Source organism: Halorussus gelatinilyticus (assembly GCF_023238445.1).
In the GTDB taxonomy this organism is placed as follows: Archaea; Halobacteriota; Halobacteria; order Halobacteriales; family Haladaptataceae; genus Halorussus; species Halorussus gelatinilyticus.
Genome location: NZ_CP096658.1, coordinates 1,497,673 through 1,518,493, shown reverse-complemented (window position 1 = coordinate 1,518,493; position 20,821 = coordinate 1,497,673). Strand labels below are relative to the sequence as shown.

The following is a 20,821-nucleotide window of genomic DNA, read 5'->3' as shown; positions in this document are numbered from 1 at the left end:
CCTCGCCGTTACTCGTCGTCGGCGAGCGACCGAACCTCGTCGTCCAGTCGCTCGAAGTGGCGTCTGCGCTGGTCGTCGTGGGAGTCCGAGATGCGAATCGTGGGGCGCTCGTCCACGTCGAACACGTCGTCTTCTTCGAGGTCCGTCTCCTCGATTGCGTCCTTGAGCTTCGACTTGTCGAAGCTCCGGACCTCCTCGGGGTCCACGCCGGCGTCGGCGAGCGCGCGGTGGACCGTCGTCTCGTCCGCGACCCGCCGGTAGTTGTAGGTCGTTCGGCTGACGCTCCCGAGGTCCGCCGCGACGGTGCGCTCCTCGCGGACGTTTTCGAGGAGTTCGTCCCGGACCTCCTTCCGGGCGTCGTCGGCGGAGTTCTTCAGGTCCGCCAACAGGGAGTAGAGGTCGGCCAACTGCCACGTTCCGAGGTCGTCCAGCGACGACAGGTCGTACTCGCGGGCGAGTTCCAGCAGGACCAGCGCGTCGCGCTCGAAGCCCAACTCGAAGGGCGTCTCGTCGGCGGCGTCGGCGGTGTCCGACCCGCCGCCGGACGGCTCGGATTTGCCGCCCGACGACCCGGCGTCGGACCCCGACACCTGCGACGCGGCGGTGAACCCGCCGCTTCCCGCGGCACCATCGGCCGGGTCGCGGGGGTTCTCGCCGGTCGAGGATTCGCCGGTCGAAGGTCCGCCATTCGAACTCGGGTCGCTCGAACCGCCGTCGCTCGAACTGTTACTCCCACCGCCGCCGTTCTGCCGCTGGCGACGCTTCTCGGTCTCCACGAAGTTGCGCGCCCCGGCGTAGCCGAGTCGGTCCCACTCGTGGGCGTCGTCGTCGGCTTCGGCGACGTGGGCGGCGACCGAGCGCACCGCGTCGCGGTACTCGCAGTCGCTCACCGGACAGCCGACGGGGTCGTAGTCGGTCGCGTCGGTCATCTGGGAGTAACTGACGCGCCATCGGGGATAAACCTTCGTCGCGGACCCGCCGCGAGAACGTCTCCGGAACCGAGTAAATTATTGCGCGTCGGGGCGAGAGCCGACGTATGACCGACCTCGTGACCTTCGGCGAGACGATGCTCCGGCTCTCGCCGCCGGACGGCGAGCGACTGGAGACGACCGACGAACTCGAATTCCGGGCGGCGGGCGCGGAGAGCAACGTCGCGGTGGCCGCCGCGCGCCTCGGCGCGGACGCGGTGTGGACCTCGAAACTCCCCGACTCGCCGCTCGGACGGCGCGTGTCGTCGGGCCTCCGGCGACACGGCGTCGAGACCGACGTGGTCTGGACCGACGAGGGGCGACAGGGCACCTACTACCTCGAACACGGCGGCAAGCCCCGCGGGTCGAACGTCATCTACGACCGGTCGGGCGCGGCGGTCACGACGGCCGAGACCGACGAGTTACCCGTCGAGCGCGTCCGCGAGGCCGACCGGTTCCACACCACCGGCATCACCCCCGCGCTCTCGGACACGCTCGAAGCGACGACCGCGGACCTGCTCGCCGCGGCGCAGGACGCGGGCACGACGACCTCCTTCGACGTGAACTACCGCTCGAAGCTCTGGAGTCCCGAGTCGGCCCGCGAGACCCTCGAATCGCTGTTCCCCGACGTGGACCTCCTGCTGGTCGCCGAGCGCGACGCCCGCGAGGTGCTGGCCCGCGAGGGCGACCCCCGAGAAATCGCGGCGGGGCTGGCCGACGAGTTCGGCTTCGAGACCGTCATCGTCACCCGCGGCGAGAAGGGCGCGCTGGCGCTCCACGACGGCGAGACCTACGAGCAACCCGCCATCGAGACCGAGACGCTGGACCCCATCGGGACCGGCGACGCCTTCCTCGGAGCGTACCTCTCGCGGCGCATCGCGGGCGACGGCGTACCCACCGCGCTGGAGTACGGCTCCGCGACCGCGGCACTCAAGCGCACGATTCCCGGCGACGTGGCGGTCGTCACCCGCGAGGAGGTCGAGAGCGTGCTGGCCGAAGAAGGCGGCGAGATTTCGCGGTAGGTCGGGGTCGCGCGGGCACCGCGAACCCGGTCGAGCCCGTCGATTCACTTCAGTTCTGGGGCCGACGTGCCACGGCACCCCAATGTACTGGTGTGGGCTCTAATGCGCATATTCGTGCCTCTGTGGGCGGTTCTTCCATCACTCGCGTTCCACGAGGCCAAAAAGCGTATGAAGGCGTGCTGGGTCACCGCCGACCGCCATGAAACGACTCGCAAGCGCGCTAGTACTGCTCGTAGTGACCACGAGTGTCGTACCCGCCGCGACCGCCGGTGGGGTGCCCACCGCGACCCAACAGACCTCCGGCGAGGCGTACTCCGGAACTCACGTCTCGTTCGAGGTCTCGAACAGCGCCGTAACCGACTACGCCGTCGATAACGAGACCGTGCTGGACTCCGTTCGGGTCCAGTCCCAGAGCAACGTCGAAGACGGCGGCCTCGTGGACCTCGGGGCCTCGCTGTCGGCCGTGACCCGAATCGAGGGCGCCGGCCTCAGCGTCGGCGCGAAGACGACCACCGAGGCCAGCCTGCAGGCCGAGACCGGCGCGAACCTGACCGTCCACGACAACGGTCACGGCGTCCTCGTCGTCGAGTCGGGCACCACGTCCGACTACGTGGTGGCGAACCTCTCGTCCGGCGCGGACGCCTCGGCCGAGAGCGACTCGCAGGTCGAGGTCACCACCGAGAGCGGCACGAACGGGACCTTCCTCGTCGTCGGTGAGGGGAACGTCACCGTCAACGACGAGGGCGACGTGACCGCCTCCCTCGGCGAGGACGGCCGCCTCGTCTTCCGGTCCTACCCCGACGGGAAGGACGACGGCGACGAGAAGCAGGAGCAACTCATCGCCAACGGCGAGGCCAAGGCCGAGGCCTACGTGATGTCCGACGGCGGGGAGACCGTCGTGGACACCGTGAGCTACGGCGCGAACACCACGGTCGAGACGACCGAGACGGCAGAAGGCGAGGTCTCGTTCACCGTCAACCGGACGACCCACGAGGGGACCGTCCTGCTGACCAGCGTCTCGGAGACGGTGCTGAACGCCTCCGACGACCTCGAAGTCACGGTGGACGGCGAGGCCGCGGCGGAGGCCCGGACCTACACCCAACTGAAGAGCGCCATCGGCAGCGACCGGTCGCGCTACGTGGTCGAGAGCACGGGCGGCGCGTCGGCCGACGCCAGCGCGGACGTGCTGGTCGCGGTCAATCACTTCTCCGAGCGGACGATTTCGATGCAGTCGGCCGATTCGACTTCGGAGACGACGAGCGACGGCGAGACGACCACCGACGACAGCCAGACGACCACCGACGACAGCCAGACGACCACCGACGACAGCCAGACGACCACCGACGACAGCCAGATGACTACTGACGGCAGCCAGACGACCTCCGCCGACGGCGAGAGCGCCGGGGCGGAGACGAACACCACGACGGTCGTGGACGACGAGACCGACAACGGCGCGGGCGTCCCCGGATTCACCGGGGCGGCCGCTATCGTCGCGCTGGCCGGCGCGGCGATGCTGGCCCGACGCCGCTAACCGTCCGCTTCCGCGTCTACTTTTCCGCTTTCGCCCGGCCGGGCGTGCCGTCGGCCGAACCTCTAAATCCGCCGGGCGTCGTGGTTTACGCATGACCACTCACGTCGTCATCGTCGGGGCGTACGGGAGCGCCGGCGTCGCGGCCGCACAGAAGTTGGCGGACGCCGAGGACGTTCGACTGACGCTCGTGGACGACGGCGACCCCGGCGGCGGTCTCTGCATCCTGAAGGGGTGTATGCCCTCGAAGGAGATTCTCTCGGCCGGGAAGCACCGGTTTCAGGCGCGCCACGACGACCGCGTCGAGGGCGTCCCCGAGGTGGACCTCGAATCGGTCGTGGCGACCAAGGACGAACACGTCGGTAACTGGGCGGAACACCGACGCGCCGCGGTGCGAACGCTGGCCCAGCGCGAGAACGTCGAGTTCCTCCACCGGACCGCCCGGTTCGTGGACGACCGAACCGTCGCGGTCGGCGACCGCGAAATCGAGGCCGACTACGTCGTCGTGGCAACCGGGTCGTCGGTCAACGTGCCGGACCTGAACGGCATCGACGAGGTGGACTACATGACCAGCGCGGACGTGCTGGACGCGACCGATTTCCCCGACTCGGGTCTCGTGATGGGCTTCGGCTACGTCGGACTGGAGATGGTGCCCTACCTCGCGGAGGCCGCCGAAATGGATATCACCGTCATCGAACACCACGACTACCCGCTGGACGAGGCCGACCGGGAGTTCCGGGCGGCGATGCTCGACATCTACCGCGAGGAGTTCGACGTGGACGTGCTGACCAACACGTACGAGCAGTCGGTCGAGGAGACCGCCGACGGCGGAGTTCGGCTCCACGTCAGGCGCGGCGTGTCGGGACAGGACTCCTCGGGAGGACGACGCGAAACGGTCGAAGCCGGCGAACTGTTCCTGTTCACCGGTCGCAGGCCGAACGTGGCGAATCTGGGGCTGGAGAACGCCCGACTCGACCCCGGTTCGGGGTGGGTCGCCGACACGATGCAGGCCCGCGACGACGAGCGAATCTTCGTCCCCGGCGACGCCAACGGCCACGAACCCATCCTCCACGTCGCCAAGGAGCAGGGGTTCCTGACCGCCGAGAACGTCCTTCGCCACCGCGCGGGAGAGGAGTTGGAACCGTACCGGAACGTCCACCACCACGTCATCTTCTCCGGACTCGGCGTGTACCCCTTCGCTCGCGTCGGCACCTCCGAGGAGGCGCTGGCCGCCGAGGCGCGCGACTACGTGGCGGTCACGCGCGAGGCGAGCAGCGACGGCGTATTTGCGACGAAGGCGGTCCCGCGCGGGCTGGCGAAACTCGTCGTGGACGCCGACGACGGGACCGTACTGGGGTATCAGGGCCTGCACTACGACGCCGACGTGATGGCGAAGACGATGCAGGTCGCCGTGGAGATGGAGTTGGACGTGCGCGAGATTCCCGACCGGGCGTACCATCCGACGACGCCCGAGATTCTCGACGGCCTGATTCGAGAGGCGAGCGAGAAACTGAGCTAAACGTACTCCTCGGGGTCGGCCTCGAACGTCTCGCGGTGTTCCTCGCTACAGAACCGATAGGTCTCGCCCTCGTACTCGACCTGCGCGACGGCGAACTCGTCGTCTCGGTAGTCGGTCTCCTCGGGGCTGGTCTTCTCCACGTCGGCACCGCAGACGGCGCACTGGGCCATGTCGGGTGTCGGTCGGCCAGCGCGGAAAGGGTTCGGGCCGGACTGGGGGTCGGCGACTCGTCGCTCGCTGCTCGCGCCAGAACGAGTAGCCGCAACCTATTCCTATCTGACCGGCGAACTGTACGACATGGCAATCTTGGAGATAAATCTGGAGAAGCCCGCGCTCGTCGAGGAGTACCAGTTCCCCGAAGACTCGGCCGTCGGAAGCGCCGTCGAGTCCGAAACCACCACGTCCGAATCTGGGGCGTCCGAGTCGGGCGACTCCGGGTCCTCGGGCGGTGTCAAAGGCAAACTGCTCGGCCTGCTCGCGGTGGCCGCGGGAATCGGCCTGTTGGTCTGGAAACTCAAGAGCAGCGGCGACGAACAGACCGAGTTCGAGGACTTCGAGACCGAAGCCGAGGACGAAGACGACTCTCCCGAGTGGGAGATCGAAGAGGACGGCGGTAGCGGTGGCGGGAGCAAGGGCAAGGTCGCCGGTCTCCTCGGTCTCGTCGTCGCGGTCGTCGGTCTCGCGGCCGCGGTCCAGAAGCGTCGAAACTGAACGGGGAGGCGTTTCGACGTCTGGTTTTCGTTCGGGTTCGAGAACACTGCACCGGCGGCTGTTTTCCGAGATGTGGCGCCTTCGCGGAGCGGAAGGAAACGTGTCGAAATTCGGAATCTAGTGGAGACTACGCCCTCCGTCGGTTTCGGGCCGCGGGCCGGGAAGCTCTCTTTGCCCCGTCACTCGAATAGCAAGAAAGTTTAAATGGGCCGTCCGAGATAGCCGAACTACCCGAGTACCATGCCGACGACGCCCGGAGATTACGACCTGCGCGAACTGCGTCGCCTCGCGGACCCGCACCGCGAGACCCCCGAGGAGTTCGAGGAGGGCGGGGACCTGCCAGCGCCGCCAGACGAAGTACTGCGCCACAGCGAGCGAAACGAACTCGTCCAGTTGCAGAGCCAGTTCGCCGCGGCGGGCGCGCTCCCCGAGAAGCCGTATCTCGACGCCCTGCCGAACCAGTACAGTACCGAGGTCGTGGTGTTCGAGTGGCTCGACTTCCTCATCAACAAGGCCGGATTCGAGAACACCGGCAACGCCTTGGCGTACTACGAGGAGGTCGAGTGGATAACCGAGTCGGTCCGGGAGGGCCTACGCGACTACATGCGGGGGTTCTCGGAGGTCGAGAGCTTCGACCCCGACAAGCCCGGTCCGGCCGACCTCGACGTGGACGACCACGTGTTGAGTCTGGTGTACATCGCGCGACTCGCGTCGGTCTGAGGCCGGCGGGGGTTCCGGTAGTAGCGGCCGGCGGGGGTTCCGGTAGTAGCGGCCGGCGGGGGTTCCGCGAGCGTCGCTTTCCGCCGGCGCGGATTTTATAGAAAAAGGCGCTCAGGCGTGAGACTATTGAGTCCCCGGTGTGTATCGGGGATAAGAGATTCGTAGACCATGAGCGGCCACAGCGAACAGTCGGCGGGAGAGGGCGAGAAGCCAATGGCCGACTTCGGCGACGACTTCTTCGAGCGGATGGTGGCGTCGGCCGGCGACGCCGTGGTCACGGCCGACGAGGACGGGACGCTCGTCTACGCGAACGCCGCGGTCGAGGACCTGCTGGGTTACGACCCCGCCGAGGTCCGCGGCAAGCGATTCGCCGAGTTCGTCCCCGAACGGCTTCGGGACAGGTACGACGGCTGGTTCGACCGGTACACCGACGGCGAGGGCGGCACGCCGCTCGACGACGAGCGCTACGAGTTGACGTGGGTGGGTGCCGACGGCGAGGAGGTCCGCCTCTCCGTCTCGGGGTTCGTCCACGAGAGCGACGACCGGCAGTGGTTCACCGGGTTCCTCCGCGAAGCCGACGACGACGCGTCGGCCGAGCGCCTCCGCGAGGAGGAGGCGCTCATCGAGGAGATATTCGACACGAGTCCGATAGCGTTCGCGGTCCGGGACGAGGACGGCGACCTCCTGCGGGCGAACGAGCGGGCGGCCGAGCTGGTCGGCGTCGGGGGCGACAGCATCCCGGACGACGGCGACCGGGAGTGGACCGTCTACGACGCCGACGGCGAACTGCTGCCCGACGACGAGTACCCCGTCAACCGGGTCTTGGAGACCGGCGAACCGGTTTACAACGAGACGGTCGTCGTGGAGCAACCGAGCGGGCGGCGGGTCCACCTCTCGGTCAGCGCGGCCCCGGTCCGGGAGGGCGACGAGGTTCGCCGAGTCGTCAGCGCGGCCGAGGACGTCACCGAACTCAAAGAGACCCAGTTCGAACTCGAACGCCGCCGAGAGGAGTTGGAGACCGAACTCTCGGAGGTGTTCAGTCGAATCGCGGACGCCTTCTTCGCGCTGGACGAGGACTGGAACTTCACCTACGTCAACGAGGAGGCCGAAGAACTGCTGAACGAGTCGGAGGAGGAACTCGTCGGCGAGTCTATCTGGGAGGCGTTCCCCGAGTCGGTCGGCACGACGTTCCAAGAGGAGTACGAGCGAGCGATGGAGAACCAAAAACCCGCCTCGTTCGTGGAGTACTACCCGCCGCTCTCGGCGTGGTTCGAGGTGCAGGCCTACCCCTCCGAGTCCGGTCTCTCGGTGTACTTTCAGGACGTGAGTGGGCGCATCGAGCGCAAAGGCGAGTTGCAGAACCACGTCAAGCAACAGCGGGCGGTCGCCGACTTCTCGCAGGCCGCGCTCGAGGATCGACCGTTGGACGACCTGTTCGACGAGGCGGTCGAACTCGTCTGCGAGACGCTCGGCCACGACTACTGCAAGGTGCTGGAGTTGGACCCCGAGGCGGAAGAACTCCTGCTCCGGAACGGCGTCGGCTGGCGCGACGGCATCGTCGGCGAGGCGACGGTGGCGAACGACCGCAGGTTGCTGGCGGGCTACACGCTCGTCTCCGAGGAGCCGGTCGTCGTGACCGACCTCGAAAACGAGGACCGCTTCTCCGGGCCGGAGCTACTGACCTCCCACGACGTGACCAGCGGTATCACCGCCATCGTCGGGTCGCCCGACGAACCGTGGGGTGTTCTGGGCACGCATCACACCGACGAGCAGGACTACGCCGACCACGACGTGCAGTTCGTCCAGTCCATCGCTCACATCCTGACGACCGCCATCCAGCGCCGCGAGCGCGAGCGACGGCTCGAACGCTACGAGACCATCGTGGAGACGGTCGAAGACGGCGTGTACGCGCTCGACTCCGAGGAGCGATTCGTGATGGTCAACGACGCGCTCTGCGAGTTGACGGGGTACGACCGCGAGGAACTGCTCGGCGAACCCGCCTCGGTCGTCCACAGCGAGGCCATCAGCGAAAAGGCCGCCGAGATGAGCGACGAGGTCACCGACGACTTCGGGAGCGTGATGCTGGAACTCGAACTCACTCGGAAGGACGGCGACTCCGTGCCGGTCGAGAGTCGATTCGGGCCGTACCGCGACGACGGGGGCGCGTTCGCCCGGACCGGCGTCGTCCGAGACATCACCGAGCGCAAGGCGCGGGAGGAGGAGCTTCAGAACCGCGTCGGTCAGCAGCGCGCGCTCTCGGAGTTCTCCCAGCACGCGCTCGAAGACCGACCGCTGGACGACCTGATGGACGAGGCGACCGAACTCGTCGCCGAGACGCTGGACCACGAGTTCAGCAAGCTGCTGCAACTCCGGCCCGAGGAGGACGACCTGTTGCTCCGGGCGGGGTACAACTGGGACGAGGCGGAGATCGGGTCGGTGACGGTCGGCACCGAACACGACTCGCAGGCGGGCTACACGCTCCTGGCGGGGGAGCCGGTCGTGGTCGAGGACTTCCCGAACGAGGACCGATTCTCGTATCCCGACCTCAACGCGTCGAGGGGGATGAAAAGCGGCGTCAGCATCATCGTCGGGTCGCCCGACGACCCGTGGGGCATCCTCGAAACCCACACGACCGAGCGCCGGAGCTACGCCGACTACGAGGTCCAGTTCGTCCAGAGCATCGCCCACATCCTCTCGACCGCGATTCGTCGCCGGGACCGCGAACAGCAGCTCGAGCGGTACGAGACCGTCATCGAGACCGTCGAGGACGGCATCTACATCGTCGGTCCCGACGGGACGTTCTCGATGGTGAACTCGTCGTTCGCCCAACTGGTCGGCTACGACCGGGCGGACCTCGTCGGCACGTCGCCCGCGAGACTCTACGACGGCGAAATCGTCGAGAAGGTCGAAGAGCTCCAGCAGGAGATACGCAACGGCGAGCGCGCTTCGGCGACCGTCGAACACGACTTGTACACCGGGAGCGGCGGGAGCTTCCCGGCCGAGACGACGTTCACCCTCCGGCGGACCGAGACGGGCTACGAGCGCGTGGGCGTGACTCGCGACATCACCGAGCGCAAGCGCTTCGAGCAGACGCTGACCGCACTCCACGAGTCGAGCCGCGAACTCCTCCAACTGGAGACCGCCGACGCGGTGGCGAAGTCGGTCCTCCAGACGACGACCGACGTGCTGGGCATTCGGGGCGCGGGAATCTACCTCTACGACGAGGAGCGCGAGAAACTCACTCCGGCGGCGGTCTCGGAGTACGTCGCGGACCTCTTCGACGACCTGCCGGCGTTCGAGGAGGGCGACGAGGCGCTGACGTGGCGAGCGTTCGCCGACGGCGAGACCATCAGGTTCGACGACGTGGCGAACACCGATTTGACCTACCGCGACGACACGCCGCTCCGGAGCGGCCTTTGGATTCCGCTCGGCGACCACGGCGTCCTCGCGGTCGTCTCGACAGAAATCGGCGCGTTCGACGCCGACGACCGGACGCTGGCCGACCTCCTGGCGGCGACCACGGAGGCCGCGCTCGACCGGGTGGAGCGCGAGCGCGAGCGGCGTCGCCACGAGCGGGAACTGGAGGCTCAGAACGAGCGACTCGACGCCTTCGCCAGCATGCTCGCGCACGAACTGCGCAATCCCCTCGAAATCGCTCAGATATACCTCGACATGGGCGTCGAATCGACGGTCGGCGGCGACGCGGACGCCTCGTCGTTCCGGGAGGTCGAGCGCGCGCTCGACCGCATCGAGGAGATGATAGAGACCCTGCTGGTCGTGACTCGGCGCGGCGGGTCGGTCGAGACGACCGAGGCGCTGAATCTCGGCGGGGTTGCCCGCGAGTGGTGGGACGACTTGGCCCCCGGCGGGACGCTCGTCGTCGAGACCGACCGCGAAATCGTCGCCGACTCCTCGCGGCTCCGGCAACTGCTGGAGAACCTGTATCGCAACGCCGAGGAACACGCCGGGCCGGACGCGACGGTCCGGGTCGGCGACCTGCCCGACGGCTCCGCGAGCGAAGCGAGTGGAGCCTCGACGGACGAGTCCGTCGGTGGCTTCTACGTCGAGGACGACGGGCCGGGCATCCCCGAAGACGAACGCGGCGAGGTGTTCGACCCCGGCTACTCGACCAGCAACGTTGGCATCGGCTTCGGTCTCGCGGTTGTCGAGCAGTTGGTCGAGGCCCACAGGTGGGACTGCACGATTACCGAGAGCGAGGCTGGCGGCGCTCGCTTCGAGTTCACCAACGTCGAGACGCCCGACGAGTGACCCTGCTCGCCGCGACACAGCAGATGCTCGCACCGCTACGCGGCGCTCGCGGTTCGTGTCGGCAGAAGTGGGCCCACTCGGATTCGAACCAAGGAATCGCCCGGTGTCCCATGACGCTGGCGTGCCAGTCGCCAATATGAGCCGGGTGCTTTACCAGACTTAGCTATAGGCCCTCGGGTGGGGATAGCGTCTCGATTCTTTAAATCACTTCGGTTCGCCGCGGTTCCGCGGTGGCGGAACCGCGGCGACGACTCGCTGCGCTCGTCGTCGCTCGGTGTCCGCGAGAAAGTAGCGCCGTCGCCAGGGCTCGAACCTGGGACCACCACGTTAACAGCGTGGCGCTCTACCAGCTGAGCTACGACGGCTTCTGGCTGCATTTGTGCTTATGCGCGAGTCATTTGATAGGGCTTTCGTTTTCGCCCGACGGGAGTCAGTCGTTGACGGGGCGGGACGGGCGAGGCGACACGTTTTCGGCCGGGGACCGAGAATCCACGGACGATGACCGGCGAGGAGACCGACGACGAGTTCGAGGCGGTGGTCGCCGGGGTCGGCGAGCGAATCGACCCCGACGAGCGCGAGCGCGAGCGGATGCGCGACGCCGTGGCCGCGCTGACCGAGCGCGCCGAGGACGCCATCGCCGACCTGCCCGTCGCGGGCGACGTGATGCAGGTCGGCAGCACCGCCCGCGGGACGTGGATCAGCGGCGACCGAGACATCGACCTGTTCGTGCGGTTCCCCGCCGACGTGGAGCGCGAGGAGTTGGAGTCCTACGGGCTGGCGGTCGGCCACGCCGTCCTGCCGGAGGGCCGCGAGGAGTTCGCCGAACACCCCTACGTGACCGGCGAGTACGACGGCTTCGACGTGGACCTCGTGCCCTGTTACCGCCTCGACTCGGCGACCGAGATTCGGTCCGCCGTGGACCGGACGCCGTTTCACAACGAGTACCTCGACGCGCGCATCGACGCAGACCTCGCCGGGGAGGTGCGCCTGTTCAAGCAGTTCCTGAAGGGCATCGGCGCGTACGGGAGCGACCTCCGGACGCGCGGCTTCTCGGGCTACCTGACCGAACTGCTCGTCGTGGCGTACGGGAGTTTCCGCGCGGTGGTCGAGGCCGCGGCCGAGGACTGGCACCCGCCGGTCCGGTTCGACCCCGAGGACCACGGCACCGCCACGTTCGACGACCCGCTGGTCGTCATCGACCCGACCGACCCCGAGCGCAACGTGGCGGCGGTCTGCGCCGCCGAGAACGTCGCGCGCCTCCAGCACTACGCCCGCGAACTGCTCGCCGACCCTCGCGCCGACTACTTCTCCCCCGAATCCGCCGCCCCGCTCGACGCGGCGGCGGTCCGCGAGTTCGTCGCGGACCGCGCGACGACCCCGGTCGCGGTGCGTTTCGACGCGCCCGACGTGGTGGAAGACCAGCTCTACCCGCAACTCCGGAAGTCGCTCGGGGGCGTCCGCGACGAGTTCGAGCGCCGCGGGTTCGACCCGCTCCGGGCCGCGACGTTCGCCGACGAGTCGGCGGTCCTGCTCGTGGAGTTGGAAGTCGCCGAGCGCCCGGCGGTCGAGCGCCACGACGGGCCGCCGGTCCACGTCCGCCAGCACGCCGAGGGCTTCTTCGAGAAGTACGCCGACGACTCCGAAACCTACGGCCCGTTCATCGACGGCGACCGCTACGTCGTGGAGCGGAGACGCGAGTTCGAGACCGCCGCCGGGTTCCTGGAGAGCGACGCGCTGTTCGACGTGGCGTTGGGCGTCCACGTCGAGTCGGCGCTCGAAGCCGACTACGACGTGCTGGTCGGCGAGGAAATCGGGCGACTCGCCGACGAGTTCGGCGCGCGACTCGCCGACTACTTCGGCCCCGCGCCGTGAGCAGAGTCGCTCCTTTGAGATAGGTGTAGATTCACTCGAGCAATGTATATAGTCATTTTAGCAACCTTCACCGTTTTCTCCGGTGCCTAAGGTCACTTTTCGCCCACGACGACCACCGAGGCGACTCGGAACGAGTCGCCTCAGAAGCCCAGAATCTCGTCGCCGCGCTCGCGCTTCTCGTCGTCGTCCATCCCCTCGCTGTCGAACGACCCTTGTGGCATCCAGCCGTCTATCTCGTACAGCAGGACGTGGGCCGTGCCGTTCGTTTCGAGAATCCACGCGTCCACCATGTCCCGGCGCTCCTTGACGCCCGTCCGGAGGGGTTCGACCCACTCGACCGATTCGCCCTCGGCGAGGCGGTCGAGTTCCGAGCGCTTCATCGCCCGGTCGGGAAGCGAATCGAGCACGTGCTGTTCGGACATGGCCGTCGGTTGACCGGGCGAGGGCAAAAACCCACCCGTCGAGCGAGCGGTCCGACCGCCGAGCGGCCCGCACTTTCTTTGGGATTCCGTCTCCGTTTTTCTGGAGGGTCGAACTCGGTCTCGATTCAACCTGTTACTCGGCGAACGAGAACGGATAGCGCAACTCCGGGCGAGAAGGGCGCTTTCCGGCCGTAGCTCATTACAATCCCTCGTCCGTAAGACCTATCGAATGCGTGTACTGGTGACTGGAGCGACGGGGTTCGTCGGCGGTCGCCTCGTACCCGCCCTGCTGGAGGCCGGCCACGAGGTCGTCGCGCTCGTGCGAGACGCCGACGGGTACGACGCGCTGGACGGTATCGAAGTCGTAGAGGCCGACCTGTTGGAGCGCGAGAGTCTGGACGGCGTCTTCGAGGGAATCGACGCGGCCTACTACCTCGTCCACTCGATGCGGACCGGGGGCGACTTCGCGGAGCGCGACAGACTCGCGGCCCGGAACTTCGTGGCCGCCGCGCGCGGCTCGGACCTCCGGCGCGTGGTCTACCTCGGGGGTCTCGGCGAGACCGGCGACCACCTCTCGGAGCATCTGCAGTCCCGGCGCGAGGTCGAGACGATTCTGGCCGAGGACGCGGCGTTCGAGTTGACGACGCTCCGGGCCGCCATCGTCGTCGGCGACGGGAGCGTGAGTTTCGAGATGATACGCGAGTTGGTCGCCAAACTGCCGGTGATGGTCGCGCCGAAGTGGGTCCACAACGAGTGTCAGCCCATCGCCATCGACGACGTGGTGGCGTACCTCGTCGGCGTCCTCGACCACCCGGAGACGGCGGGCGAGACCTACGAGGTCGGCGGACCGGACGTGCTGACCTACGCCGAGATGATGCGGAAAACCGGACGAATAATGGGCGCGGAACCCCGAATCGTCTCCGTGCCCGTGCTGACGCCAAACCTGTCGGCCTACTGGGTCGATCTGGTGACCGACGTGCCCAAGTCCATCGCTCACCCGCTCATCTCCGGGCTGAAGAACCCCGTCGTCGCCGACGACGGTCCCATCCGCGAGCTACTGCCCGTCGAGTTGACGCCCTTCGAGGCGGCGGTCGAGCGCGCGCTGGCCGACGCGGAATGAGCCGAGAGCGCCGCGAGCGTGCCGATTCCGGAGAGGCCCCCGTGACGCGGTACGGCGAGACGTGGGTCTACGAGAGCATCGTCGGCGCGATTCCCGGCCTGTCGCTCTCTCAGCCCGTCGCGGTCGGCGTCCAGTTCGCGGTGTTCGAAGGGTTGATTCTGGCGTTCGCGGCGATGTACGACCTGTGGAGCGCGGTGCCCGCGGGGACCGCCGCGGTCGCGGTGGCGGCCGCGGGGAGCTACCTCATGCTGGCGCTCGGCGAGGAGATTCGGCGGTTGGAGACGCCCGCGACGTACCGGCGACTGCTGTTCTCGTCGAACATCGAGGTCGTCTTGGGCGTGGTGTCGTTCGTCGCGCTCCTGACGTACCTGTTCACGCTGGACGCCCGGAGCGGGCAGGTGCCCCTGCTCGCGGTACTCCTCGGCGAGACCCCGCCAGCGCCCGCGGTCTTCCTCACCCTGCTGGTGCTGTGGGACCTCTGTTACCGCATCGGAACCGGGTGGTGGGCCAGCCTCACCGGACTCGTCCGGACGGTGCAGTACGGCGGGGAGTTCGACGAGGCGGGCCGGAGACAACTGCTCCGCATCGACCTGCTGACCGTCGGGTTCGCGCTGGTCCAACTCCTGTTGGTGCCGTTCGTCTGGGGCCGGAGGCCGTTGGTCTTGGCCATCGTCGGCCACGTCGTCGCGGTGACGCTGGTCTCGGGGGCCTCGATGCTTCTGCTCGCGCGGTCGTAGTCCGCGCGGTTCGGCCGGCACGGGCCCAGAGACCCCTATCCTTTTCCGCGGCGGCGTGGTCGTCGGTGGCGGGGGACACGGGAATGAGAACGATTCGACAGCTTGGAGCAGTACTGCTCGTCGCGGCGCTGGTCGCGGTGGGGCCGGCCGGGCCGCGGTCGACGCGACCGACGCGCCGGCACCCGACGCCCGGCCGACCGAACCGCAGGCGACCGGTGCGGCGGCCGCACAGGCGAACGACTGCAACTACACCGCGCTCTACCGACAGACCGAGAGCGCGGTCGTCGCGGTGAACTCCTCGAACGCGTCCGGGAACCTCGGGGAAGGGTCGGGTTGGGTCTACCGGCTCTCGAACGGGGTCGCCTACCTCGTGACGAACTGGCACGTCGTGGCCAACGCCACCGACTACGACGTCCAGTTCAACCGGGGCCGGTGGCGCGAGGCCGAACTGGTCGGCGCGGACTTCTGGACCGACCTCGCCGTCCTGCGGGTCTCGGACCCGCCGGCGTCCGCGACGGCGCTGGACGTCGCCGACGGGTCGGTGCGGCGCGGCCAGCCCATCGCGGTCCTCGGCAACGCCCTCGGGTACGAGGAGTCGATATCGCCGGGCGTCGTCACCGGCACCGACAGGGCGGTGAGCGTGTTCGTCCGTCCGGGGCTCAACCTGACGATTCCGGGGACGCTCCAGACCGACGCCTCGGCACCGTTCGGGTCGAGCGGCGGCCCGTGGGTCAACTGCGACGGGGAGGTCGTCGCCGTCATGCACGCCGGCACGCTCCCGTTCGACGTGAGCTTCGGCATCCCCGGCGCGCTCGTCCGGCACGTCGTGCCGACGCTCGCCGACGGTCGGAACGTCACGCACCCGCTGCTGGGCGCGCGGACCGTCGACCTCGGACCGGAACTCGCCGAGGCCAACAACCTCTCGGTCTCGCGGGGAGCGTACGTCGTGGACGTGCCTCCGTGGGGTCCGGCCGCCGGCGAACTGGAGGGCAGCCCCGCGATTCACCGGCGCACGTGGCTCCCGTACGGCGGTGACGTCATCCTCTCGATCGAGGGGACGCCGGTGCTGGACAACGAGGACCTCCAGTCGTACCTCCTGCTGGAGACCCGGCCGAACGAGACGGTGACGATGACGGTGCGCCGCGACGGGGAGAACGAGACCGTGAGCGTGACGCTCGGCGAGCGGCCGCAGGTGCCCCCGTGGCCGGGCCTGAACGCGACGGTACCCGACGAGACGACGACCGGCGCGAACGAGACGACGACCGCGGCGGCGAACAGGGACGCCACTCCGGGGACGACCGGGTAGCGCCGGCGGACGTCGGGGAGTTCGCCGGACGACCCGGTCCGGGACCGGCCACCGAGGCGAGCTACACCGCGTCGGCGATTCGCTCGCCGGTCTCCAGTCCGGACCTGAGCGCGGCGTGGACCCGGCCCTCGCCGGCCACCCAGTCGCCGGCGAAGAACAGGTCGGCCTCGGCCCCGCGGTCGAGGACGTCGCCGTCGGCCCCGTCGTCGGGGAGCGCGTCGCGCCACCGCACCACGTCGGCCCAGTCGAACTCGTAGCGGTCGGGGTCGCCGAGCAGTTCGGCGGTCAGGTCGGCGACCCGCACCGCGATTTCCTCGTCGGCGTCGTCGTAGCGGTGGCGCGACCACTCCGGCGAGGGCTGGACGACCAGCAGGCTCTCGCCGTCGGGGACGTGGCCGGGCTTGCACTCCTCGCGGGAGACCCAGCCGAGTTCGTGGTCCTTGTCGGCGTTGACGAGCGCGTAGTACGGCGGGTCCGCACGCTCGGGGTAGTGGAGCGCGACCGAGAGCAGGGTCCGGTAGGGCACGTCGGCCACGGCTTCCACGAGGTCTTCGCGGAGCGAGTCGCCGGCGTCGCTCTCGCCCCAGTCGGCGCGGTCGAGCAGGTAGGCGGTCGTCGGCGCGGGCGGCGTGAGGACCACGGCGTCGGCGGTGGCGTCGCCCGCCATCGGCGAGTCGGGGTCCGCATCCTCGAACTCGACGCGCCAGCGGCCCCCGTCGCCGGCCGCCGTCTCGTCGGCGTCGCCCTCGCGGGCGAGACCCGTGACCTCGGTTCCGGTCCGGACCGTCGCGTCGCTCGCGTCCCGGAGTCGCTCGCCGAGCGTCGCCAGCCCCTCGCGGTAGGTCCACTTGCGGTCGTCGTCGCCCCTCCCCTCCGAGATTTCGCCGTCGGCGTCGAACGTCCAGACCGGTCCCGCGGTGTCCACGAGTCCGTCGGCGAGGTCGCCCGACAGCAGGTCGCTGACGCGCTCGTCGTCGTCCTTGCAGTAGTTCGCGCCCACGTCGTACGCGCAGTCGTCGCGCCGGTGGGTCGCGGCCCGGCCGCCGACTTCCTCGCGGCGCTCGAACACCGACACCTCGGCGTCTGCCTCGCGGAGCGCGTACGCGACCCCGAGGCCGGCCGCGCCAGCGCCCACGACGGCGATTCGGTTCATGGTGGAATCGACGGACTCCGGCGGGAAAAGGGTACGCGTCCGACCGCGGAACGCGAACGCGGCGCGTGGCGCGCGGTGTGCAGTGCGCGGCGAATCTCGAACGACCGGACCGGGCGGCCGGCCGCCGGACCGCGGCAGAACCGGGAAGCCGGCCGCAGGACCTCGGTAGGGCGAGCCTACTCGACGGTACGCGACGGGTGAGTATCCGGCAAGGGTTCGCACGGTCGGTAGGTCTTTGTGTGGGTGTCGCATGGTACCGAGCGCATCGCCATGAAACCGTGCCAAAACTGTCAGGCGGTCATCGACGAGTACATCTTGGACAAACAACTCGAACCCCTGCGCGAACTCACAGTCGACGACTTCAACGTCTGCGGTAACTGTGCGACGGTCGTCCCCGACGCCTGCGTGGAGTGCGGCGGTGCGGTCTACGTCCCCCGCGATTCGAACGGCACGCCAGACTACTGCCCGGCGTGTCGCTCCGACCTCATCGAGCGCACCGGTCACGACCCCGGTTGGCACCTCGATACCGCGTCCTCCTGAACGGCGCGCGGCCGCCGTTCGGGTCGTCAGTTTCTCGCGCGTCGGTCAGTCCAGCAGTCCCTCTTCCTCGAACAGGTCCCGGAGCTTCTCCATCGTAGCGACCACCACGTCGCAGGAGGGCCGGACCGCCGATTTCGGGACGAAGCCGACTGCGAGGCCCGCGACCTCCAGCATCGGGAGGTCGTTCGCGCCGTCGCCGACCGCGACGGTGTCCCGGATGTCTATCTCGCGCTCGCCGGCGAGACGCTCCAAGGCGTCGTCCTTCGTGCCCTCGATGAGCGGGCCTTCGACCTCGCCGGTGAGTTCGCCGTCCGCGACCGGCAGGCGGTTGGCGACGATGGTATCGACCGAGACGCCCTCGCGCTCCAAGGCGACCTCGACGCCGCGCTCGAACCCGCCGGTCAGGACCGCGGTGGTCACGCCCGCCTCGTTGAGTTCCCGAATCACGGTCGCGGCGTCGGGCCGGAGATACACCTGCTCGAAGGCCTCCTCGGCCTTCGCGTCGGAAAGCCCCTCCAGCAGGGCGGCGCGGTCCCGGAGGCTCTTGGCGTAGCTAATCTCGTCGTTCATCGCTCGCTCGGTGATGTCGGCCATCTCGTCGGCCACCCCCATCTGCTCGCCGAGGAGGACCGTCATCTCCGAGTCCGAGAGCGTCCCGTCGAAGTCGAACGCGACCAGCGTCATGGCCGGGGGTTCGTCTGCCGGGGGCTTGAAACGAACGGAAGGCGCGGTTAGTGCGAGAGCCGTCGGAGAGTCGAGAGGTGTTACCGACCGACGACCGTCTCCACGTTCGGTTCCACGTCGAAGTGGTCGCCGCCTCGAAGCACGTCGTAGCCGAAAAAGAGCAGCGAGAGCGCCCCGACCGCGGTGACGACGAACAGCGCGACCTCCGCTCGAGAGGCGGTCCCGGCGAGGACGCCCGGCAGGTAGCTGGCGGGGAGCATCACCCCGAAGAGCGCGTAGGTGAGCGCGACGAAGTGCCGCCACGAGAGCGCGAGCGGACCGACAGACACCCGCCTGACGCTTCCCGCGAGGATCGCGGAGACGCCGGCCAGCGCCATCGCCGGGACGGCGGCGCTCTCGGTGAGCGCCCGGACGCCGAAGACGGCGAGGAACACCGCGACCAGAAGCAGGTCGAAGGCGCCGAGATACCGAAACGAAGACTGTTTCATACCGACACGTCTACCGGAAGCGACCTAAAGGTAGCGTCCGGCGGGCGCGAATATCGGGTGGCCGCGAGCGCCCGCCGAAGGGTGAGCCTTTAACCGGCGCTCCGCCTATCGACCGCTATGACGCAGTTCCCGGAGTTCGAGGTCGTCCCCGCGGTGGACATGCAGGACGGCGAGGTCGTGCAGTTGGTCGCGGGCGAGCGCGGCACCGAGAAGACCTACGGCGACCCCGTGGAGGCCGCCGAGCAGTGGGTCGAGCGCGGTGCCGAGACCCTCCACCTCGTGGACCTCGACGGCGCGTTCGAGGGCGAGCGCGAGAACGCCCCGGCGGTCGAGGCCATCATCGAGGCGGTCGGCGAGGACGTGGACGTGCAGTTGGGCGGGGGCATCCGGACCGTCGAAGACGCCACCGACCTGCTCGCGCGCGGCGTGGACCGCGTGATACTGGGCACCGCCGCGGTCGAGAACCCCGCAATCGTCGAGGAGATTTCGGCGGAGTACCCCGGTTCGGTCACGGTCAGCCTCGACGCGAAGGACGGCGAAGTCGTCGTCTCGGGGTGGACCGAGGGCACGGGACTCGACCCCGCGGAAGCCGCGGCGCGCTACGAGGAACTGGGCGCCGGCGCGATTCTGTTCACCGACGTAGACGTGGAGGGCCGACTCGCGGGCGTCCAGACCGACCGCGTGCGCGAGGTGGTCGAGGCGGTCGATATTCCGGTCGTCGCGTCGGGCGGCGTCGCCACGCTGGACGACGTGCGCGCGCTCCGCGAAGCGGGGGCCGCGGCCGTCGTGGTCGGGACCGCGCTCTACGAGGGCGAGTTCACGCTCGAAGAAGCGAAGTCGATTTGAGTGCGGGTCAGCGAGCGAGCGCGCCGATGGCGGCGGTCAGTCGGGTGGTCAGCCGCCGTTCGGTCGGTCGCGTTCGTCGTTCGGCCAGCAGGTACGCGCTGGCGACGAGCAGTGGCACACCGAGGAGTTTTCCGTCACCGAGCGACAGGAGTCCGCCCACGAGCAGCCCGAGGAGCGTCAGAGCGTCTATCTTTTGCATCTCCATCTTCCCGACAGAATATACAATCAGCTATTTAATATAATTTCGTCAGACGTTCGTCATGCTCCGGCGCGAACGAGTCCGCTCGGGAGGGCAACGACCATGTGGCTCGGGACGAACTGTCGGGTATGAGCGACCGAACCGCCGCGGTGACACGCGAGACCGCGGAGACCGACATCGACGTGACCCTCGACGTGGACGGCGACGGCGACGCCACGGTCGAGACCGGCGTGGGCTTCTTCGACCACATGCTCGAAAGCTTCGCCAAGCACGGCCTGTTCGACCTGACGGTGCGCTGCGACGGCGACCTCGAAATCGACGACCACCACACCGTCGAGGACGTGGCCATCACGCTCGGCGACGCCATCGCCGAAGCACTGGGCGACAAGCGCGCCATCGAGCGATTCGCCGACCGCAAAGTTCCGCTGGACGAGGCCGTCGCGGGCGTCGTCGTGGACGTGAGCGGCCGCCCGCTCTTCGAGTTCGACGGCGAGTTCTCGCAGTCGAGCGTCGGCGACATGACCAGCCACATGGCGAAGCACTTCGCGCGCTCGCTGGCGATGAACGCGGGGCTGACGCTCCACGTCGAAGTTTCTGGGGAGAACGCCCACCACGAAATCGAGGCGATGTTCAAGTCGCTGGCGCGGGCGCTGGACGACGCGACGCGGATAGACGAGCGGCGCGGTGACGTGGCGAGTACGAAGGGGCAGTTGTAGG

20 protein-coding genes and 2 tRNA genes are annotated in these 20,821 nt (G+C 68.6%); 13 read left to right on the top strand and 9 right to left on the bottom strand.

What is annotated here, in order from left to right; translation table 11 throughout:
* Positions 1-8: 8 nt before the first annotated feature.
* Positions 9-929, bottom strand: coding sequence for a DUF7983 family protein (locus M0R88_RS07890; protein ID WP_248656391.1), 921 nt, complete (start codon positions 927-929; stop codon positions 9-11).
* Between the two features lie 107 nt (positions 930-1,036).
* On the opposite strand from M0R88_RS07890, the gene kdgK1 reads away from it, so the two are divergent.
* The 3 genes from kdgK1 to M0R88_RS07875 all read left to right on the top strand — a co-directional run bounded on the left by kdgK1 (position 1,037) and on the right by M0R88_RS07875 (position 5,037).
* Positions 1,037-1,990, top strand: a complete 954-nt coding sequence (gene kdgK1 / locus M0R88_RS07885) for a bifunctional 2-dehydro-3-deoxygluconokinase/2-dehydro-3-deoxygalactonokinase (protein WP_248656390.1) — start codon at positions 1,037-1,039, stop codon at positions 1,988-1,990.
* Positions 1,991-2,189: 199 nt separating this feature from the next.
* The gene (locus tag M0R88_RS07880) at positions 2,190-3,521 is read left to right on the top strand and encodes a PGF-CTERM sorting domain-containing protein (RefSeq protein WP_248656389.1); all 1,332 of its coding nucleotides are present in this window, start codon (positions 2,190-2,192) and stop codon (positions 3,519-3,521) included.
* A 91-nt stretch (positions 3,522-3,612) separates the two neighbouring features.
* The gene (locus tag M0R88_RS07875) at positions 3,613-5,037 is read left to right on the top strand and encodes a dihydrolipoyl dehydrogenase family protein (protein WP_248656388.1); all 1,425 of its coding nucleotides are present in this window, start codon (positions 3,613-3,615) and stop codon (positions 5,035-5,037) included.
* On the opposite strand, the gene M0R88_RS07870 is transcribed toward M0R88_RS07875, so the two are convergent.
* Positions 5,034-5,207, bottom strand: a complete 174-nt coding sequence (locus M0R88_RS07870) for a YHS domain-containing protein (protein ID WP_248656387.1) — start codon at positions 5,205-5,207, stop codon at positions 5,034-5,036. The two genes, M0R88_RS07875 and M0R88_RS07870, sit on opposite strands and share 4 nt — an antisense overlap.
* Positions 5,208-5,334: 127 nt before the next feature.
* On the opposite strand from M0R88_RS07870, the gene M0R88_RS07865 reads away from it, so the two are divergent.
* The 3 genes from M0R88_RS07865 to M0R88_RS07855 all read left to right on the top strand — a co-directional run bounded on the left by M0R88_RS07865 (position 5,335) and on the right by M0R88_RS07855 (position 10,737).
* A complete protein-coding gene (locus M0R88_RS07865; RefSeq protein WP_248656386.1) occupies positions 5,335-5,748 on the top strand; it encodes a hypothetical protein in 414 nt (137 codons plus the stop codon).
* A 240-nt stretch (positions 5,749-5,988) separates the two neighbouring features.
* The gene (locus M0R88_RS07860; protein WP_248656385.1) at positions 5,989-6,468 is read left to right on the top strand and encodes a FlaD/FlaE family flagellar protein; all 480 of its coding nucleotides are present in this window, start codon (positions 5,989-5,991) and stop codon (positions 6,466-6,468) included.
* 168 nt (positions 6,469-6,636) lie between these two features.
* A complete protein-coding gene (locus M0R88_RS07855; protein WP_248656384.1) occupies positions 6,637-10,737 on the top strand; it encodes a PAS domain S-box protein in 4,101 nt (1,366 codons plus the stop codon).
* A gap of 68 nt (positions 10,738-10,805) precedes the next feature.
* Here the strand turns inward: M0R88_RS07855 and M0R88_RS07850 are convergent.
* Both M0R88_RS07850 and M0R88_RS07845 read right to left on the bottom strand, forming a co-directional pair.
* Positions 10,806-10,910 (bottom strand) — tRNA-Ile (locus M0R88_RS07850).
* 119 nt (positions 10,911-11,029) lie between these two features.
* Positions 11,030-11,102, bottom strand: a tRNA-Asn gene (locus tag M0R88_RS07845).
* Positions 11,103-11,235: 133 nt separating this feature from the next.
* Here M0R88_RS07845 and cca point away from each other — a divergent pair.
* On the top strand, positions 11,236-12,609 hold the full coding sequence (gene cca / locus M0R88_RS07840; RefSeq protein ID WP_248656383.1) for a CCA tRNA nucleotidyltransferase: 1,374 nt from the start codon (positions 11,236-11,238) through the stop codon (positions 12,607-12,609).
* A gap of 140 nt (positions 12,610-12,749) precedes the next feature.
* On the opposite strand, the gene M0R88_RS07835 is transcribed toward cca, so the two are convergent.
* Entirely contained in the window at positions 12,750-13,031 is a 282-nt protein-coding gene (locus tag M0R88_RS07835; RefSeq protein WP_248656382.1) for a DUF7964 domain-containing protein, read from the bottom strand.
* A 229-nt stretch (positions 13,032-13,260) separates the two neighbouring features.
* On the opposite strand from M0R88_RS07835, the gene M0R88_RS07830 reads away from it, so the two are divergent.
* From M0R88_RS07830 to M0R88_RS07820, 3 genes are read left to right on the top strand one after another with little or no spacing between them, the layout of a single operon-like run.
* Positions 13,261-14,151 carry an NAD(P)H-binding protein gene (locus tag M0R88_RS07830; protein WP_248656381.1) on the top strand — a complete coding sequence of 297 codons (891 nt, stop codon included), beginning with the start codon at positions 13,261-13,263 and terminating at the stop codon, positions 14,149-14,151.
* Complete coding sequence (locus tag M0R88_RS07825) at positions 14,148-14,888, top strand: DUF7530 family protein (RefSeq protein ID WP_248656380.1); 741 nt, start codon at positions 14,148-14,150, stop codon at positions 14,886-14,888. Before M0R88_RS07830 ends, M0R88_RS07825 begins: the two co-directional genes overlap by 4 nt.
* 55 nt (positions 14,889-14,943) lie before the next feature.
* Entirely contained in the window at positions 14,944-16,194 is a 1,251-nt protein-coding gene (locus tag M0R88_RS07820; RefSeq protein ID WP_248656379.1) for a S1C family serine protease, read from the top strand.
* Positions 16,195-16,255: 61 nt separating this feature from the next.
* Here the strand turns inward: M0R88_RS07820 and M0R88_RS07815 are convergent, their stop codons facing one another.
* Positions 16,256-17,347, bottom strand: coding sequence for an NAD(P)/FAD-dependent oxidoreductase (locus tag M0R88_RS07815; RefSeq protein WP_248656378.1), 1,092 nt, complete (start codon positions 17,345-17,347; stop codon positions 16,256-16,258).
* A gap of 270 nt (positions 17,348-17,617) precedes the next feature.
* On the opposite strand from M0R88_RS07815, the gene M0R88_RS07810 reads away from it, so the two are divergent.
* The gene (locus tag M0R88_RS07810) at positions 17,618-17,887 is read left to right on the top strand and encodes a DUF7571 family protein (protein ID WP_248656377.1); all 270 of its coding nucleotides are present in this window, start codon (positions 17,618-17,620) and stop codon (positions 17,885-17,887) included.
* Positions 17,888-17,932: 45 nt separating this feature from the next.
* Here M0R88_RS07810 and serB read toward each other — a convergent pair whose 3' ends face one another.
* Positions 17,933-18,571 carry a phosphoserine phosphatase SerB gene (gene serB, locus M0R88_RS07805; RefSeq protein ID WP_248656376.1) on the bottom strand — a complete coding sequence of 213 codons (639 nt, stop codon included), beginning with the start codon at positions 18,569-18,571 and terminating at the stop codon, positions 17,933-17,935.
* 80 nt (positions 18,572-18,651) lie between these two features.
* Positions 18,652-19,059, bottom strand: a complete 408-nt coding sequence (locus M0R88_RS07800; protein ID WP_248656375.1) for a DUF7994 family protein — start codon at positions 19,057-19,059, stop codon at positions 18,652-18,654.
* A gap of 117 nt (positions 19,060-19,176) precedes the next feature.
* On the opposite strand from M0R88_RS07800, the gene hisA reads away from it, so the two are divergent.
* Complete coding sequence (hisA, locus tag M0R88_RS07795; protein WP_248656374.1) at positions 19,177-19,905, top strand: 1-(5-phosphoribosyl)-5-[(5-phosphoribosylamino)methylideneamino]imidazole-4-carboxamide isomerase; 729 nt, start codon at positions 19,177-19,179, stop codon at positions 19,903-19,905.
* Between the two features lie 7 nt (positions 19,906-19,912).
* Here the strand turns inward: hisA and M0R88_RS07790 are convergent, their stop codons facing one another.
* Complete coding sequence (locus M0R88_RS07790) at positions 19,913-20,110, bottom strand: hypothetical protein (RefSeq protein WP_248656373.1); 198 nt, start codon at positions 20,108-20,110, stop codon at positions 19,913-19,915.
* Between the two features lie 122 nt (positions 20,111-20,232).
* On the opposite strand from M0R88_RS07790, the gene hisB reads away from it, so the two are divergent.
* On the top strand, positions 20,233-20,820 hold the full coding sequence (gene hisB, locus M0R88_RS07785; RefSeq protein ID WP_248656372.1) for an imidazoleglycerol-phosphate dehydratase HisB: 588 nt from the start codon (positions 20,233-20,235) through the stop codon (positions 20,818-20,820).
* The last annotated feature ends 1 nt before the right edge of the window (position 20,821 follow it).